Source organism: Micromonospora coxensis, assembly GCF_900090295.1.
Classification (GTDB): Bacteria; Actinomycetota; Actinomycetes; order Mycobacteriales; family Micromonosporaceae; genus Micromonospora; species Micromonospora coxensis.
In genome coordinates, this window is record NZ_LT607753.1 from 2,291,762 (window position 1) to 2,308,580 (window position 16,819).

13 protein-coding genes are annotated in these 16,819 nt (G+C 75.5%); 7 read left to right on the forward strand and 6 right to left on the reverse strand.

Annotated elements, in window-relative coordinates; all coding sequences use genetic code 11:
• Position 1 precedes the first annotated feature (1 nt).
• The 3 genes from GA0070614_RS10260 (at position 2) to GA0070614_RS10270 (ending at position 3,807) form a co-directional block, all read left to right on the forward strand.
• Positions 2 to 964, forward strand: coding sequence for a carbohydrate ABC transporter permease (locus tag GA0070614_RS10260; RefSeq protein ID WP_088975742.1), 963 nt, complete (start codon positions 2 to 4; stop codon positions 962 to 964).
• Positions 965 to 1,027: 63 nt separating this feature from the next.
• Positions 1,028 to 2,101, forward strand: coding sequence for a LacI family DNA-binding transcriptional regulator (locus GA0070614_RS10265; protein WP_088979350.1), 1,074 nt, complete (start codon positions 1,028 to 1,030; stop codon positions 2,099 to 2,101).
• A 35-nt stretch (positions 2,102 to 2,136) separates the two neighbouring features.
• On the forward strand, positions 2,137 to 3,807 hold the full coding sequence (locus GA0070614_RS10270) for a glycoside hydrolase family 13 protein (protein WP_088975743.1): 1,671 nt from the start codon (positions 2,137 to 2,139) through the stop codon (positions 3,805 to 3,807).
• A 151-nt stretch (positions 3,808 to 3,958) separates the two neighbouring features.
• Here GA0070614_RS10270 and GA0070614_RS10275 read toward each other — a convergent pair whose 3' ends face one another.
• The 4 genes from GA0070614_RS10275 to xylA form a co-directional block, all read right to left on the reverse strand.
• Complete coding sequence (locus GA0070614_RS10275) at positions 3,959 to 5,371, reverse strand: MFS transporter (protein WP_088979351.1); 1,413 nt, start codon at positions 5,369 to 5,371, stop codon at positions 3,959 to 3,961.
• A 62-nt stretch (positions 5,372 to 5,433) separates the two neighbouring features.
• Positions 5,434 to 6,543: a DUF5925 domain-containing protein gene (locus tag GA0070614_RS10280; RefSeq protein WP_088975744.1), complete on the reverse strand. Its 1,110-nt coding sequence runs from the start codon at positions 6,541 to 6,543 to the stop codon at positions 5,434 to 5,436.
• 102 nt (positions 6,544 to 6,645) lie between these two features.
• Positions 6,646 to 8,154, reverse strand: a complete 1,509-nt coding sequence (xylB, locus tag GA0070614_RS10285; RefSeq protein WP_088975745.1) for a xylulokinase — start codon at positions 8,152 to 8,154, stop codon at positions 6,646 to 6,648.
• A gap of 11 nt (positions 8,155 to 8,165) precedes the next feature.
• Positions 8,166 to 9,353, reverse strand: coding sequence for a xylose isomerase (gene xylA, locus GA0070614_RS10290; RefSeq protein WP_088975746.1), 1,188 nt, complete (start codon positions 9,351 to 9,353; stop codon positions 8,166 to 8,168).
• Positions 9,354 to 9,402: 49 nt separating this feature from the next.
• On the opposite strand from xylA, the gene GA0070614_RS10295 reads away from it, so the two are divergent.
• The 3 genes from GA0070614_RS10295 (at position 9,403) to GA0070614_RS10305 (ending at position 13,485) form a co-directional block, all read left to right on the forward strand.
• Positions 9,403 to 10,659 (forward strand): ROK family protein, encoded by a 1,257-nt coding sequence (locus GA0070614_RS10295; protein WP_088975747.1) that lies wholly within the window; start codon positions 9,403 to 9,405, stop codon positions 10,657 to 10,659.
• A 184-nt stretch (positions 10,660 to 10,843) separates the two neighbouring features.
• Complete coding sequence (locus GA0070614_RS10300; RefSeq protein WP_231933603.1) at positions 10,844 to 12,466, forward strand: PP2C family protein-serine/threonine phosphatase; 1,623 nt, start codon at positions 10,844 to 10,846, stop codon at positions 12,464 to 12,466.
• Positions 12,463 to 13,485, forward strand: a complete 1,023-nt coding sequence (locus GA0070614_RS10305; RefSeq protein ID WP_231933604.1) for a cobalamin B12-binding domain-containing protein — start codon at positions 12,463 to 12,465, stop codon at positions 13,483 to 13,485. The genes GA0070614_RS10300 and GA0070614_RS10305 overlap by 4 nt, the downstream gene beginning before the upstream one ends.
• Before the next feature lie 7 nt (positions 13,486 to 13,492).
• On the opposite strand, the gene GA0070614_RS10310 is transcribed toward GA0070614_RS10305, so the two are convergent.
• The gene (locus tag GA0070614_RS10310) at positions 13,493 to 13,996 is read right to left on the reverse strand and encodes a MarR family winged helix-turn-helix transcriptional regulator (protein WP_088975749.1); all 504 of its coding nucleotides are present in this window, start codon (positions 13,994 to 13,996) and stop codon (positions 13,493 to 13,495) included.
• A gap of 97 nt (positions 13,997 to 14,093) precedes the next feature.
• Here GA0070614_RS10310 and GA0070614_RS10315 point away from each other — a divergent pair, with 97 nt between their 5' ends.
• Complete coding sequence (locus tag GA0070614_RS10315; RefSeq protein WP_088975750.1) at positions 14,094 to 15,224, forward strand: PP2C family protein-serine/threonine phosphatase; 1,131 nt, start codon at positions 14,094 to 14,096, stop codon at positions 15,222 to 15,224.
• A 14-nt stretch (positions 15,225 to 15,238) separates the two neighbouring features.
• Here GA0070614_RS10315 and GA0070614_RS10320 read toward each other — a convergent pair whose 3' ends face one another.
• Positions 15,239 to 16,723, reverse strand: a complete 1,485-nt coding sequence (locus GA0070614_RS10320; protein WP_331715103.1) for a sugar transferase — start codon at positions 16,721 to 16,723, stop codon at positions 15,239 to 15,241.
• Between the last annotated feature and the right edge of the window lie 96 nt (positions 16,724 to 16,819).

Below are 16,819 nucleotides of genomic sequence, written 5' to 3' on the forward strand. Positions count from 1 at the left end.
GATGACCACCGCCACGCCCACCGTCGGAGCCGGCACCCAGGCCGTGGGTAAGACCACGACCGCGGGCCGCGTCCGCAAGCGGCTGAACACCCGTGCCGCCACCCTGATCTCGATCGTCATCGCGCTGTTCTGGACGATCCCGACCTTCGGCCTGTTCGTCTCGTCCTTCCGGCCGGAGGACCAGATCAAGAGCAGCGGCTGGTGGACGTTCTTCACCGACCCCCAGTTCACCCTGGAGAACTACCAGGAAGTGCTCTTCGGCAGCAGTTCGTCGTCGGGGCAGCTCGCCAGCTACTTCATCAACTCGTTGGCGATCACCATCCCGTCGGTGCTCTTCCCGCTCGCCTTCGCCTCGCTGGCCGCGTACGCGCTGGCCTGGATCAACTTCCGGGGGCGGGACTGGCTCTACATCGCGATCTTCGCGATGCAGATCGTGCCGTTGCAGATGGCCCTGGTGCCGCTGCTGAAGTTCTTCTCCACCGGCGTCACGGTCGCGGGCGTCACCCTGATGCCGGCCTGGGACCTGGTGGACGAGCAGAAGTTCGCCCAGGTGTGGTTCGCGCACACCTGCTTCGCCCTGCCCTTCGCGGTGTTCCTGCTGCACAACTTCATCTCGCAGCTGCCCAAGGACCTGATGGAGGCGGCCCGGGTCGACGGGGCCACCCACCCCAAGATCTTCCGCACCATCGTCCTGCCGCTGATCACCCCGGCCCTGGCGGCCTTCGGCATCTTCCAGTTCCTCTGGGTCTGGAACGACCTGCTGGTCGCGCTGATCTTCGCCGGGGGCGGCAACGAGACCGCCCCGCTCACCGTCCGGCTGGCCGAGATGGCCGGCACCCGGGGCAACGAGTGGCAGCGCCTCACCGCCGGTGCGTTCGTCTCGATCGTCGTACCGCTGATCGTGTTCCTGTCCCTGCAGCGCTACTTCGTGCGGGGTCTGCTCGCCGGCAGCGTCAAGGGCTGACGCCGGTCCGCCGCCGCCCGCCTGCCGGGCGGCGGCGGCGCCGTCGTGGAGCGGGGGAACATCGTGACCAGGATTGATGACGTCGCCCGGCTCGCCGGGGTCTCGACCGCCACCGTCTCCCGCGCGCTGCGCGGGCTGCCGACGGTGTCGGCCGCGACGCGCCGGCGGGTGCTCGCCGCCGCCGAGCAACTGGAGTACGCGGTCTCGCCGAGCGCCTCCCGGCTGGCCGGCGGCCGGACCGGGACGGTGGCCGTGGTGGTCCCCCGGATCACCCGGTGGTTCTTCGGCACCGTCGTCGAGGCGGTCGAGGACCACCTCCACCAGGCCGGGTACGACCTGCTGCTGTACAACCTCGGCGGGCGCGAACAGATCCGGCAGCGGGTGCTGCGCACCGCCAACCTGCACAAGCGGGTGGACGCGATCATGCTGGTCGCCACCCCGCTGCGCCCGGCCGACCTGACCGCGCTGGCCCGGCTGGAGCTGCCCGGCATCACCATCAGCTCCGGCAGCCACGTGCCGGGCTGGCCCTGCGTGCGCATCGACGACGTGGCCGCCGCCCGGACGGCCACCCGGCACCTGCTCGACCTCGGCCACCGCCGGATCGCGCACATCTCCGGCGACCCGGACGACGAGCTGGCCTTCACCACCCACCTGGACCGCCGCCGCGGCTACCGGGAGGCACTGCGCGCGGCCGGCATCGACCCCGACCCGAGCCTGGACGTGGAGTCGCAGTTCACCATCGACGGGGGCACCCGGGCCACCGCCGAACTGCTCGCCCGGGGCGAGCCGCCGACGGCGATCTTCGCGGCCTGCGACGAGATGGCGATGGGGGCGATCAGCGCGCTGCGCGACGCCGGGCTGCGGGTGCCGCAGGACGTCAGCGTGATCGGCGTCGACAACCACGACCTGGCCGGGGTGCTGGGGCTGAGCACCATCGCCCAGCCCGCCGCCGAGCAGGGGCGGCTCGCCGTCCGGCTGCTCCTCGACCCGCTGCGCACCCGGACCGCCGACCCGTACGCCACCCGGGTTCCGGAGCAGCGCGTCACCGACGACCCGGGCGACCCGCCGGGTCAACCGGTGATCCTGCCCACTCGGCTGGTGGTGCGTGAATCGACCGCGCCACCGCGGGCAAACTGAACGGATTCGACACCCGCACGACCCAGGGAGAAGCTCTGAACACCGACGCGACGCAGCAGGAACAGCCCGGTGGCCCGGCCGGCGGGTGGTGGACCGAGGCCGTCATCTACCAGATCTACCCGCGCTCCTTCGCCGATTCCGACGGCGACGGCATGGGCGACCTGCCGGGCATCACGGCCCGCCTCGGCCACCTCGCCGAGCTGGGCGTCGACGCGGTCTGGCTGTCCCCGTTCTACCCGTCGCCGCAGGCCGACGCCGGGTACGACGTGGCCGACTACCGGGACGTCGACCCGCTCTTCGGCAAGCTCTCGGACGCCGACGCGCTGATCGCCGAGGCCCGCGCCAAGGGGCTGCGGGTCATCGTCGACCTGGTGCCGAACCACACCTCCTCCGCGCACCGCTGGTTCCGGACCGCGCTGGTCGCCGGCCCGGGCAGCCCGGAGCGCGCCCGGTACGTCTTCCGCGACGGCCTGGGCCCGGACGGCGACCAGCCGCCAAACGACTGGCAGAGCGTCTTCGGCGGCCCCGCCTGGACCCGGGTGACCGAGCCGGACGGCCGGCCCGGCCAGTGGTACCTGCACCTCTTCGACCCCGGGCAGCCCGACCTCAACTGGGACAACCCGGAGGTCCGCGAGGAGTTCCTCGACGTGCTGCGCTTCTGGCTGGACCGGGGCGTGGACGGCTTCCGGGTGGACGTCGCGCACGGCCTCGTCAAGCAGGCCGACCTGGCGAACTGGCAGGAGCCGCAGGAGATCCTCTCCGGCAACGACGTGGACAAGCCCCGGCCCCCGATGTGGGACCAGGACGGCGTGCACGAGATCTACCGGGAGTGGCGCCGACTGCTCGACACGTACCCCGGGGAGCGGATCCTGGTGGCCGAGGCGTGGGTGGAGCCGGCCGAGCGGCTGGCCCGCTACGTGCGCCCCGACGAGATGCACCAGGCGTTCAACTTCGAGTACCTGCTCGCCGCGTGGAGCGCGCCGGCCCAGTACGCGGTCGTCACCCGGTCCCTGGAGGCCACCGACGCGGTGGGCGCGCCGACGACGTGGGTGCTGTCGAACCACGACGTGGTCCGGCACGCGTCCCGGCTGGGCCTCACCGCCGACGGCGGCCGGCTCAACGGCGTCGGGATCGGCGACCCGCAGCCGGACGCCGCGCTGGGGCTGCGCCGGGCCCGGGCGGCCAGCCTGCTCATGCTGGCCCTGCCCGGCTCCGCCTACCTCTACCAGGGCGAGGAGTTGGGCCTGCCCGAGCACACCACGCTGCCGGACGAGGCCCGGCAGGACCCGACCTGGGAGCGCAGCGGGCACACCCAGCGCGGCCGGGACGGCTGCCGGGTGCCGATCCCGTGGGAGGCCGACGCCCCGTCGTACGGCTTCGGGCCGACCGACGCGAGCTGGCTGCCGCAGCCGCCGTCCTGGGCCGAGTACGCCCTGGACCGGCAGCGCGACGTGCCCGGCTCGACGTACGAGATGTACCGCACCGCGCTGCGGCTGCGCCGCGAGCACGGGCTCGCCCGAGGGCCGCTGGCGTGGCTCTCCACCGGCGACGAGGTGCTGGCCTTCCGCAACGGCGGGCTGACCGTGCTGACCAACTTCGGCGCGGCGGCCGTCCCGGTCCCGGCCGGTGAGCTGCTGTGCAGCAGCGCTCCGCTCGACGAGGACGGCCGGGTCCCGACCGACGTCACGGTCTGGGTCCGCGGCTGACGCCGTTCGGTCCCGCCGACTCCCGGCGCCGGTCCGGGAGCCGGCGGGACCGTTCCGTCCGCGCGGCGCGGCGCCCACGCCCGTCGCCGCCGTGCGCGGCCCCGACGAGCCGCGACGCGGCGCCCACCCGCGCCGGCCGACGGAGCGCTGCTCAGAGCCGGTCGGCGCGAGCGTGCAGCAGCTCGTGCACGGAGTCGATGTCACCGGGCGAGGTACGCGAGGCGAGCCAGTACATGACCCCGGTGGGGATGAAGAAGAGCTGGAAGACGGCCAGCCCGACGGCGTAGTTCAGCGGCGGCGGGAACGCCGCGCGCAGGCCGTGGAAGGCCACCCCGACCAGGCCGTTGCCCGCCGCCCGTCCCACCCCGTTGACCAGGTTGCCCAGGCTGTAGACGGTGCCCCGGTGCTCGGGCGGGTTGACGTCGGCGATCAGGGCGAACCAGTTCGGCGAGTTGGCCGAGGTCAGGGCCAGCGCGACGACGGCGGTGAGCAGGCTCAGCCCGACCGTCGGCTCGGTGACCACGCTGGCCAGCACCGCCCGGACCACCGCCGCGCCGCTCGCGCCGTCGGGCACCACGATGCGCACCGGGACCAGGAACAGCACCAGGTAGAACGGCACGGCCGCGAGGATGCCCAGCGCCGCGACCAGGGCCCGCCCTCTCGGCGTACGCCGTTGCAGCGCGTCGCCGGCCAGCCCGCCCACGATGGAGAGCACCCCGCCGAGCTGGAACAGGGTGGCGAAGACACTGCCCACCATCACCGCGGTGGCCGGCGAGTAGCCCTGGTCCTCGGCCCGTTCGGAGAAGAGCACCGGCAGCCAGACCAGCGAGCCGAACGCGGCCTGCGCGGTCAGCCCCTGCAGGATCAGCCAACGGTTGGTCCGGCGGGCCAGGATGCGGGGCAGGTCGGCGCGGGTGATCCGGTAGTCGTACTCGTGGCCGGCGTCGATCGCGCCGGCCAGCTCGGGCTCGCTCTGCCCGCGCCGGATGTCGTACGTGAAGAGGTAGGCGGCGGTGGCGGCCAGCCCGACCACGGTGAGCGCCAGGAACGGACGCCGCCAGTCGGTGCTGCCGAGCAGGCCGCCGGTGAGCGTCCCGGCCAGTGTGCCGACGCCCTGCGACAGGCCCCAGAAGCTCATCACCAGGCCCCGGCGGCGCGGTGAGATCAGGTCGGTGACCACGGAGAAGCCGACCGAGCCGACCGCGCCCAGCCCGATCGCGGCGACGAGCTGGGCGGCCAGGAAGGTCGGGTAGTCCTGGGCCAGCGCGCTGCCGCCGGTGCCGGCGGCCCAGATCAGCGTGCCGACCATGAGCAGCGGTTTGCGGTTCGTCCGGTCGCCCACGTACGCCCAGGCCACCGCGGCCACCGCGCTGACCAGGAAGCTGACCGCGGTGACCAGGCCGAGCAGCCGCTGCGGCACGTCGAGCGCCCCGGAGATCGGCCCGTACAGCGGGGGCACCAGGCCGATCGCCACGTTGTCCAGCGAGGCGAGCACCACGAACACCACGACGCTGTAGAGGCGGTGCGCCGCGTTCCCCCGCCGGGCGTTCCTGGTGCCAGCCATGACCGGCAGCAAATCAGGTGCGGATCACGTTCCGGTGACCGGCCCCACCCGGACCGGCCGGCTCAGAGGTACCCGCCGATCTCCACCGGCACGACGGTGGTCGGGACCGCCCCGGACCGCAGCGCGTACAGCTCGGCGAGGGTCGCCCCCTGCGGCGGCACCCCGGCCGAGGTGCCGAGCCACCCGGTCGCCTCCGCGTACGACAGCGGCCCCACCTCGACCCGGGCCAGGCACCGGCCGGGACGGACCACCGCCGGGTGCAGCCGGGACAGGTCCTCGTTCGTGGTGATCGCCACCAGCACGTCCCGGCCCTGCCCGAGCAGCCCGTCGGTGAGGTTGAGCAGCCGGGACAGCGCCTGCCCGGCCGCCTGCTTGGCCTCGCCCCGGATCAGCTCGTCGCAGTCCTCCAGGATCAGCAGCCGCCACTTGCGGGTGGTGCCGCTGTCCCCGTCGTCCTCCTCGCCGACCGCCACCTCCGACAGGTAGGCGGTGTCCCCGAAGAGCACGTCCGGGTCGAGGACGCAGTCGACCTGGCACCAGTCACGCCAGTGCCGGGTCAGCGCCCGCAGCGCGGTGGTCTTGCCGGTGCCGGGCGCGCCGTGCAGCAGGATCAGCCGACCGGCGACGGTCTGCGGGGTGACCGCCATCAGCGCGTCCAGGGCCGCGCCGGCCGACGCGCTGTAGTTGGGCCGGATGGTGGCCCACTCCGGGGCGACGATGGACCGCAGATCACGCTGCGCGCCCCGGCGCGGGTTCTGGTGCCAGAAGCCGATCCGGGCGGTGTCCGGGGCCTCCGGCTCGGCGGCCCCGTCGACGATCCGGTCCAGGGCGGACTGGCCCACCTCGTCGTCGACCGCCGTCACGGTCACCTCGGCGCCGCGCCCCTTCCAGGTCACCACGCGCGCGGTCCAGCCGTCGCCGGCGAGCAGCCGGGAGCGCTGCCGGTTCTCGATGGCGGTCCGCAGCAGCCGCCCGTCGGGGACCGTCAGCGACGCCTCGGGGCGGACCCGGGAGAGCCGCACGGTGCGCGACCACGGGTGGCGGCCGGTGACGAAGTCGGCCAGCATCAGGGCGTCCACCACGTCGCACGGGGTGTCCGCGTCGTCGTACTGCAGGGTCGCGGGCAGGTCGACGCCGGTCGGCGCGCCGGACGGTTCGGGGGTGCTGCGCATCGCCCGATCATCGCCACCCGGGGCCGCCGCGTACAGCGCATTAGGGCGTGGCGTCGAAGTCCCGGCCGAGCCGAGGCGACGTCCGGGACTTCGACACCCGTCCTACGGCGTGGCGTCGCTCCGGTCGACGGTGAGGTCCCGGGCGGCGGCGTACCGCCGGCGGACGGCGGGGACCGGCTCGGCGGCGTACTCCTGCGTGCCGGTGACCGGCCAGGCGGGCGGCGTCGCGCCGCCCAGGGCGACCCAGGCGGCCTGGCGGGCGGCGCCGTCGGCGACGTACTCCCCCGGCGGCGGCACGAGCACCGGCCGGCCGAAGACCTGCGGGGCGATCCGGCGGACCGCGGCCGCGCGGGCGCCACCGCCGACCAGGACGATCCGGTCGGCCCGCGCCCCCTGCGCGGTGAGCGCGTCCAGGCCGTCGGCGAGCGCGCAGAGCATCCCCTCGACGGCGGCCCGGGCCAGGTGCGCCGGGGTCGCGGTGTGCAGGGTGAGCCCGTGCAGCGCCCCGGTGGACAGTGGCCGGACCGGGGTCCGCTCCCCCTCCAGGTAGGGCACCAGCACCAGCCCGTCGGCCCCGGGCGGGGCGGCCAGCGCCAGGTCGGACAGCTCGTCGAGGCCGACCCCGAGCATCGCCGCCGCGGCGTCGAGCACCCGGGCCGCGTTGAGCGTGCAGACCAGCGGCAGGAACCGGCCGGTGGCGTCGGCGAACCCGGCGACCGCGCCGCCCGGGTCCGCGGCCGGGGCGTCGGAGACCGCGAAGACCGTGCCGGAGGTGCCGATGGAGACGACCACGTCCCCCGGGCCGGCCCCGACGCCGAGCGCGGCGGCGGCGTTGTCGCCGGTGCCGGGGCCGAGCAGCACGGTCCCGCCGGCCGGTGCCGGCGTCGCTCCGCCGCCGGTCGCCGTGCCGGTCGAAGCCGCCGGTGAGCCGCCCGGACCGGCCAGGACGGACCGGTCCAGGGTGCCGGCGGCGTCGGCCGGGCCGAGCACCGTCGGCACCCGCAGTCGCCGACCGAACGCCTGCTCCAGCAGGTCGAAGCGGTACGCGCCGGTGCGCGGCGACCAGTAGCCGGTGCCGCTGGCGTCGCCCCGGTCGGTGCGCAGCGCGTCCAGGCCGGGCGCGCCGGCCAGCCGCCAGGTGAGCCAGTCGTGCGGCAGGCACACCGCCGCGACCCGGGCGGCCCGGTCCGGCTCGTGCCGGGCCAGCCAGCGCAGCTTGGTGGCGGTGAAGCTGGCCACCGGCACGCTGCCGGTCGCCTCCGCCCACGAGCGACGGCCCGCCTCGCCGCCACCGGCCTCGGCGATCAGGTCGGCGGCGGCGTCGGCGGAGCGGGTGTCGTTCCAGAGCAGGGCGGGTCGGACCACCCGGCCGGCGTCGTCCAGGCAGACCATGCCGTGCTGCTGGCCGGCGACCGAGACGGCCGCGACGTCGGTCAGCCCACCGGCGGCGTCGATCGCCGCGCGCAGCGCGTCCCACCAGGCCTCGGGGTCGACCTCGGTGCCGTCCGGGTGCGGCGCGCGGCCCTGCCGGACCAGCGCGCCGGTCTCCGCGTCCCGGACGACGACCTTGCAGGACTGGGTGGACGAGTCGACCCCGGCGACGAGCGGCATGGCGGCCCTCCTCAGCGCGCGCCGAGCAGGTGCTCGACGGCGAGCTGGTTGAGCCGGACGAAGCCGAAGCCCTTCGCCCCGGCCGCATCGACATCGAACTCCTCGAAGGCGGAGGAGTCGGCGAGCAGGTCGGCGTAGGTCTCGCCGGGGTTCAGCGTCGGGGTGGACAGCTCGGCGACCCGGCTGGCGGCGAGCGCCTCGGCCACCTCCGGGTCGGCCCGGAACGCCGCGGCCCGCTCCTTGAGCAGCAGGTACGTGCGCATGTTCGCCTCGGCCGAGGCCCACACCCCGGTGAAGTCCTCGGTACGGGACGGCTTGTAGTCGAAGTGCCGGGGCCCGTCGTACGCGGGGGCGCCCCCGGGACCGCCGTGCTCCAGCAGGTCCACCAGGGCGAACGCGTTGAGCAGGTCGCCGTGGCCGAAGACGAGGTCCTGGTCGTACTTGATGCCCCGCTGGCCGTTGAGGTCGATGTGGAACAGCTTGCCCTGCCAGAGCGCCTGGGCGATGCCGTGCGCGAAGTTCAGCCCGGCCATCTGCTCGTGGCCGACCTCCGGGTTGAGGCCGACCAGTTCCGGGTGGGCGAGGGTGGAGATGAAGCCCAGCGCGTGACCGATGGTGGGCAGCAGGATGTCGCCACGCGGCTCGTTCGGCTTGGGCTCCAGGGCGAAGCGCAGGTCGTAGCCGGAGTCGACGACGTACTGGCAGAGCAGGTCGACCGCCTCGCGGTAGCGGTCCAGCGCCGCGCGGACGTCCTTGGCCAGGTCGTACTCGGCGCCCTCCCGGCCGCCCCACATCACGAAGGTGCGGGCGCCCAGTTCGGCGGCGAGGTCGACGTTGCGCAGCACCTTGCGCAGCGCGTACCGGCGGACGTCGCGGTCGTTGCTGGTGAAGCCGCCGTCCTTGAAGACGGGGTGCTGGAAGAGGTTGGTGGTGACCATCGGGACGACCAGGCCGGTCTCGTCGAGGGCCTTGCGGAACCGGGCCAGGTGGGCGTCGCGGGTGGCGGCGTCCGCGCCGAAGGGCACCACGTCGTCGTCGTGGAAGGTGATGCCGTACGCGCCCAGCTCGGCGAGGCGGTGCACGGCCTCGACCGGGTCCAGCTCCCCCCGGGTGGCGTCGCCGAACGGGTCACGGGCCGGCCAGCCCACCGTCCAGAGCCCGAAGGAGAACTTGTCGGCGGGGGTGGGACGGGGTGCCATGGCAGACCTCCGGTGGTGTCGTCCGCTATTTGTTCAGTGGTTGAATTAAATGACCCCGGTGTGGCAGTGTCAAGCGGTGACCAGCGCCAGCACCGCCGGCGCGGTCCGCCAGGGCAGCCTGCGCGAGCTCAACCTCGCCGTGGTGCTCGGCCGGATCGCCGCCGCCGACCGACCGCCCTCCCGGGCCGCGATCGCCGCCGACACCGGCCTGACCCGGGCCACCGTCTCCGCCGTCGTCGACGACCTGATCGCCGGCCGGCTGGTGGTCGAGGCCGCACCGGAGCCACGCGCCGGGGCCGGCCGGCCCGCCCGTGGGCTGCGGCTCGCCGCCGACGGACCCGCCGGGCTCGGCCTGGAGGTCAACGTCGACTACCTCGCCGCCTGCGTGGTCGACCTGACCGGTCAGGTCCGCCACCACGAGGTGCACCGCGCCGACCTGCGGCCCCTCTCCCCCGCCGACGCCCTCGCCCGCCTGGTCGAGCTGGCCGGGCGGGCCCGGGCCACCGCCGACCGGCACGGGTTGACCCTGGCCGGCGCGACGCTGGCGGTGCCCGGCCTGGTCGACGCCCACGGGCTGGTCCGGCTCGCGCCCAACCTCGGCTGGCGCGAGGTGGACGTGCCCGCCCTGCTCGCCGGGCACCCCCCGCTGACCGGGACGGTCGCCGGCCCGGCGCTGACCGTCGACAACGAGGCCAACCTGGCCGCCCTCGGCGAACTGCACGCCACCCCCGGCACGGCGAGCTTCCTGCACGTCTCCGGCGAGATCGGCATCGGCGCCGGGATCGTGCTCGACGGCGCGCTGTTCCGGGGCGTACGGGGCTGGAGCGGGGAACTGGGCCACGTGCCGGTCGACCCGACCGGACCGCGCTGCCGGTGCGGCGCCCGGGGCTGCCTGGAGACGTACGCCGGACAGGAGGCCGTCCTCGCCGCGGCCGGACTCTCCGGCGCGGACCTCCCGGCGGACACCGCCGCCCGGCGGCTGGCCGACCTCGCCGGGGCGGGCGACCCGGCGACCCTCGACGCGCTGCGGGCCGCCGGCACCGCCCTCGGAGTGGCGGTCTCCGGCGTGGTGAACCTGCTCGACCTGGACACCGTGGTCCTCGGCGGCGGATACGCGACACTCGCCCCCTGGCTCCGCCCGCCGGTCGCCGCCGAACTGGCCGACCGGGTGCTCACCGCCGCCTGGTCCCCGGTCACCGTCCGGGCGGCGGCCCTCGGACCGGAGTCCGCCGTCGTCGGCGGCGCCGGCGCGGTGCTCCGCCGGATCATCACCCGACCGTCCGATTGGCTCGGCCGCCGGGAGTGACCCGGGCTTCCTGGATGGGCGATCGCGCCTCCGCCTCGGTACCCTTTCCGTCAGGCAACGAACCCCCATCCGAGGAGTGCACGACCAGCATGCGCAGAGGTCGACCGGCCGAAGCGCCCGGCGCCCGGCGGTGACGACGACCCGCCGGGGCGGACACGCCGGGCCGGTCAGCGGCGGTGGGCAGGTGTCCCGGCCGGGACCCCGGCCGTCGCCGGAGGCGCCGCTGCCCGCCGACCCCCGGCTCGCCCGCGAACTGCTGGACGGGCTGGCCGAGGCCGTGGTCACCACCGACCACGCCGGAGTGGTCACCCTGGTCAACGCGATGGCCGGCGACCTGCTCCCCGAACTGACGCCCGGCACCGACCTCGCGGGCTGCGCCGTGCCGGCGCTGGCCGCCGCGGTGGCGCAGGAGAGCCGGACCTTCGACACCGAACACCGGGGCCGCCGGCTGCGTGGCGTCTGCCGTCGGCTCGCCGCCGGCCGGTGCGCCTGGTACGTCCGGGACGTCACCGAGGAGCAGGCGCGCACCGACGCGCTGCTCGCCGAGCGGTCCCGCACCGCCTTCCTCGCCCAGGCCGGCAGCCGCCTCGGCCTCTCCCTGCACCGCGACCAGACCCTGCGCGCGGCCACCACCCTGCCGGTGCCGTACCTGGCCGACGCCGCGCTGGTCGTGCACCACCCACCCCCGCCCGCCGAGAACCTGCCGCACTGGATCCGGTACGCCGAGGGCGATCCCGCCCCGGTGACCGGGACCGCCCCCTGGACGTTCACCGGCTCGGTCCCCGGCCTCGCGGACGCCCTGCACGGCGACGCCACCGACCCCAGCCCGTGGCTCGACGCCGAACTGGCCGACCTGGCCGACGTGCTGCCGGCCGACTTCGGCCGCCCCGGCACCGTGCTGATCAGCCCGATGCTCGCCGCCGGCGGCCCCGCCGGGGCCCTGATCCTGATCCGCCGGGCCGGGCGCCCCGGGTTCGACCGGCGCGACATCGAACTGGCCCGCGAGTTCGCCGCCCGGGCCGGCGCCGCGATCGCCACCGCCGAGCTCTACGGCGAGCAGGCCCACCTGGCGCGGGTGCTGCAGAACAGCCTCCTGCCGCCGACACTGCCGCCGCTGCCCGGTCTCACCCTGGCCGGCGGCTACCGGGCCGCCGGGGACAGCCTGCGCATCGGCGGCGACTTCTACGAGGTGTTCCCCACCGCCTCCGGCGGGATGTTCGCCCTCGGCGACGTCTGCGGCAAGGGCGTCGGGGCGGCCGTGCTCACCGGGCGGGTCCGCCAGTCCCTGCAGACCCTCCGACTGGTCGAGCAGCGCCCGCTGGAACTGATGGGGCTGCTCAACCGGGCCCTGTTCGACGTACCGGACGCCAGCGGCCGCGCCCAGTTCACCACCCTGCTGCTCGGCACCGTCGACCCCGAGCCCGACGGCGGGGCCAGGGCCCGGATCGCCGGCGGCGGGCACCCGTCCCCGCTGGTCGTCCGCGCCGACGGCAGCGTCACCCGGGTGCCGGTGGGCGGGATGCCGATCGGCGCGTTCGCCGGCGCGACGTTCCGCCAGGAGGAGGTCCGGCTGGCCCCGGGTGAGCTGCTGCTGGCGTACACCGACGGGGTGACCGAGGCGCGCGGAGGTCCGACCGCGATGGAGATGTTCGGTGAGCGGCGACTGCTCCAGGCGCTCGCTTCGGCGGCCGGGCTGCCACCGGCCGCGCTGGTCGAGCGGCTGCTCCAACTGGTCGACGAATGGCTGGACGGGCAGGCCCACGACGACATCGCCATGCTCGCCGTACGCGCCTCGAGCCCCGGGTGAGCGGGGACGAACCGCGCGCCCCGGCGGTGACGCCGGCCGACGTCGCGGCGTACCTCGACTGCCTGGACCGGGCCGACCCGGTGGCCGCCGCCCGGGTCGCGACCGACCTGCTGGCCGCCGGGGCCTCGGTCGCCGACGTGCTGGTGGACCTCGTCGCCGCCGCCCAGCGCGAGGTCGGCCTGCGCTGGCTGACCGGGCGGTGGAGCGTCGCCCAGGAGCACGCCGCGACCCACGTCAGCGAACAGGTGGTGGACGCGGTCGCCGCCCGGACCGGCCGGCGCGCGCCGCGCGGGCACGTGGTGACGGCCTGCGTCGAGGGCGAGTGGCACGCGCTGGCCGCCCGGATCGTCGCCGAGGTGGTCCGGGACGCGGGCTGGCGGGTCACCTTCCTCGGCGCCAGCGTGCCGTCCCGGCACCTGGTCTCGTACCTGCACCAGAGCGGACCGGACGCGGTGCTGCTGAGCTGTGTGCAGCCCAGCCGGCTGATCCGGGCCGCCCGGATGGTGGAGGCGTGCCGGGCGGCCGGGGTGCCGGTGGTCGCCGGCGGGCCGGGCTTCGGCACGGACGGCCGCTGGGCGGCCCCGATCGGCGCGGCGGCCTGGGGCGCCACCGCCCGGGACGCGGCCCGGCTGCTGGACGGGCCGCTGCACGCGGCGGCGCACACCGGACCGCCGCCGCCCGCCGGCGCCGACGAGTACGTGGCGGTGCTGCACCGCCGGCGCGACATCGTCCGGCTCGCCGTCGCCGAGGCGGACCTGCCCGACGAGCGCGCCGAGGACTTCGGCGCCGCCGTCGCGCACCTGGTGGACTCGCTGGCCGCGGCGATCCGGGTCGGCGACCCGCAGCTGCTGGTGGACTTCGCCGGCTGGCAGGGCGGGGTGCTCGCCGCCCGGGGCGGACGCCGGCCGCTGCTGGACGTCGTGCTGGACAGCTGCGCCCGGGTGCTGGCCGAGCACCCGCACTCCGGCGACTACCTGCGCCGGGCCCGGGCCGCCCTGACGGACCCGGCCGACCGGTGACCCGCGCTCAGGCCGAGCGGGCGACCGGGTCGTCGACGGCCCCGCGGGCCGACGGTGGCGCGAGCACCGGCCGCTCGGCCGCCCGCGCCGCCGTGCTCTCTCGCTCCCGGGCCACCCGGTCGAACTCCCGGATGCCGCGCAGCAGCGCGTCACGCCCCTCGCCGCTCATGCCGGCGAGCACGTCGGCCAACCGCCGGCGGCGGTCCTGGCGCAGCTCGGTGAGGAGCCGGCGGGCCTCCGGGGTCAGGTGCAGGGCGATCTCCCGGCGGTCGAGGCGGCCCGGCTCCCGCTCCAGCATCCCGGCGGCGACCAGCCGGTCGCAGAGCCGGCTGGCCGACGAGAGCAGCATGTCCAGCAGCGCCGCGAGCCGGCGGAGGTTGATCCCGTCGTGCCGCTCCACCACCATGACGGCGCGGAGCTGAGGACCGGAGAGACGGCTCGTCGTACGCTCGCGCGCCGCCTCCCACACGGACAGGAGGGCACCGGCCGCGGCGTCCAACTCGGCGGCCATACTCACGTCTGGTCCGCGAGGACCGTTTTCTTCGGCCATGGTGGGCACGAGACTACCCCGGGGACCCGGTGCTCGGCCCCTGTCAAGAGGAGTGACAATGAGCGGACCGGCGGACCGGGTCCGGCGGGTGTTGATCGAGGCGCCGGCCGATCTCCTGCTCGACCGGCTGGGCGACGAGCTGGCCCGCGACTTCGGCATCACCGAGATCGAGCTGTACCAGGTCGACTACCGGCTCTCCGCGCTGCTGCCGCTGGGCGACGGGGAGCCCCTCACCGGGCCCGGCCACCCGGCGTGGCGCTGCTTCGACCACCAGGAGCCGATCGTCGCGGGCGGCGCCGGCTGGTTCCCGGTGGGGATGCGCGGCGAGCGGCGCGGGGTGCTCCGGCTCACCCCGGCGCCGACGGAATCGGACGCCGTCGACCAGCTCGCCGCCGCCGCCACCGCGCTCGGGCACGAACTGGCCGCCGTCTCCGCGGGCACCGACGTGTACCGGGCCGCCCGCCGGACCCGCCGGCTCACCCTGGCCGCGGAGATGCAGTGGGAGCTGCTGCCCGGGCGGAGCCGGGTCCGCCCCTCGTTCAGCCTGGCCGGGCAGCTGGAACCGGCGTACGCGGTGCGCGGCGACAGCTTCGACTGGTCCGACGACGGGCACCGGCTCTGGCTCTCCACCATCAACGGCACCGGCGAGGGGGTGGCCGCCTCGATGCTCACCGCGCTGGCCACCCACGCGCTGCGCAACGCCCGGCGGGGCGGGTTGGCCCTGGCCGACCAGGCCGCCCTCGCCGACCAGGCGATCTACGCCCTGCACGGGGGCGAGCAGCACCTCTCCGCCCTGCTGATGGAGCTGGACCTGGCCTCCGGCCGGCTGACCGTGGTCGACGCCGGCTCGCCCCGGCTGCTGCGGCTGCGCGACGGCGAGGTCGACGAGCAGATGTTGGAGAAGCAGTTCCCGCTCGGCATGTTCGAGGGGACGGACTACCAGGAGCAGCACTTCGAGCTGGCCCGCGGCGACCGGCTCTTCGTGGTCAGCGACGGGGTGATCGACGCGACCGGCGGCGACGTCCGGTACGGGGAGACCGCGCTGGACCGCTTCCTGCGCCGGACCGGCCCGATGGCGCCGCTGGACGCCGTACGGTCGCTGATCGGCGACCTGCGCGCCTTCGTGGCCGGCGACCTGATCGACGACGCGGTGGTGGTCTGCCTGGACTGGACCGGGCCGCAGCCCTGACGCCCGCGTCGCGCTCAGTACGCCCCGCGCCCCCGGACCACCGCGCCGAAGGTCTTCCACAGGATGGTCAGGTCGGCGGCGAGTGACCAGTTCTCGACGTAGTACAGGTCGAGCCGGATGCCGTCCTCCCAGCTCAGGTCGGAGCGGCCGCTGACCTGCCAGAGCCCGGTCATGCCGGGCTTGACCAGCAGCCGGCGGGCCACGTCGCCGTCGTAGCGGGCCACCTCGGACGGCAGCGGCGGCCGGGGGCCGACCAGGCTCATCTGGCCGAGCAGCACGTTGACCAGCTGGGGCAGCTCGTCCAGCGAGTACTTGCGCAGCAGCCGGCCCACCCGGGTCACCCGGGGGTCCGCGCGCATCTTGAACATCAGCCCGTCGGTTTCGTTGCGGGCGGCCAGCTCGGCGCGGAGCGCGTCGGCGTTGACCACCATGGTGCGGAACTTCAGCACGCCGAACTCACGGCCGCCCTGCCCGACCCGGGTCTGCCGGAACAGCACCGGCCCCCGGCTGTCCAGCCGGATGGCCAGCGCGAGCACCGCCAGCACCGGCAGGGCCAGCAGCAGCGCCAGCGCGGCGGCCGTCCGGTCGACCAGCTCCTTGACCAGCTTGCGCGCGCCCCGGAACTCCGGGGCCTCGACGTGGATCAGCGGCAGGCCGGCGACCGGGCGGGTGTGGATGCGCGGACCGGCGACGTCGGTCAGCGCCGGGGCCACCACCAGGTCGATCCCGGTGCCCTCCAACTGCCAGCCCAGCCGGCGCAGCCGGGCGGCGGTCAGCTCGCCGGAGGCGGTGACCGCGACGGTGTCCGCGCCGATGGCGCTCGCCGCCTCCGGCACGCCGCGCAGCGAGCCGACCACCGGCACGTCGCTGAGCCGCTGCGGCACCGGGGCGAGCAACGCGTCCGGGATGCAGGCGCCGACCACCTGGTAGCCGGCGTACGGCTCGCGGCGCAGGGTGTGCACGAGTTCCAGCACGTGGGCGGTGTCGCCGACCACCAGCACCCGGCGGGACCAGCCGTCGCCCCGGTATCGGGCGAGGTGCAGCCGCTTGCGGGCGGCGAACCGGGTCACCACCAACGCCAGCGTGCCGAAGGCGAAGGAGATGCCGAGGAATCCCCGGGAGACGCCGACGTCGGCGATGTAGCCGGCGATCGCGATGCCCCCGGCCAGACGCAGGCTGGCGGTGCCGACCCGCCGGTACTCGTCGGCGCCGTAGCCGAGCACCCGGTCGTCGTAGCAGCGCAGGGCCTTGAGGGAGACCAGCCAGGTGAGGACCAGCCCGGGGGCCACCAGCACGTACGGGATCTCCGAGCCGATCGGTGTGTGGTCACCGAACCGGGCGGCGTACCCGGCGAGCACGGCGACGCACAGGACGGCGGTGTCGAGCACCACCAGGAGCCGCACGTACGCCCGCTGGTCGGCGCGGGCGACCGGCCCGGTCGGGCGGCCGCTCGCCGCCGGCGGGACCCGGACCGGCGTGGACAGCGTCGCCGAGCTCACCCAGCCTCCCCACATCGCGCGTGTCGGCCCCGACCGGCCACCGTCCCCGGGTGGGGAAGCGACGCCGGAGCCACCCGACATCCTGCCTGACAATGA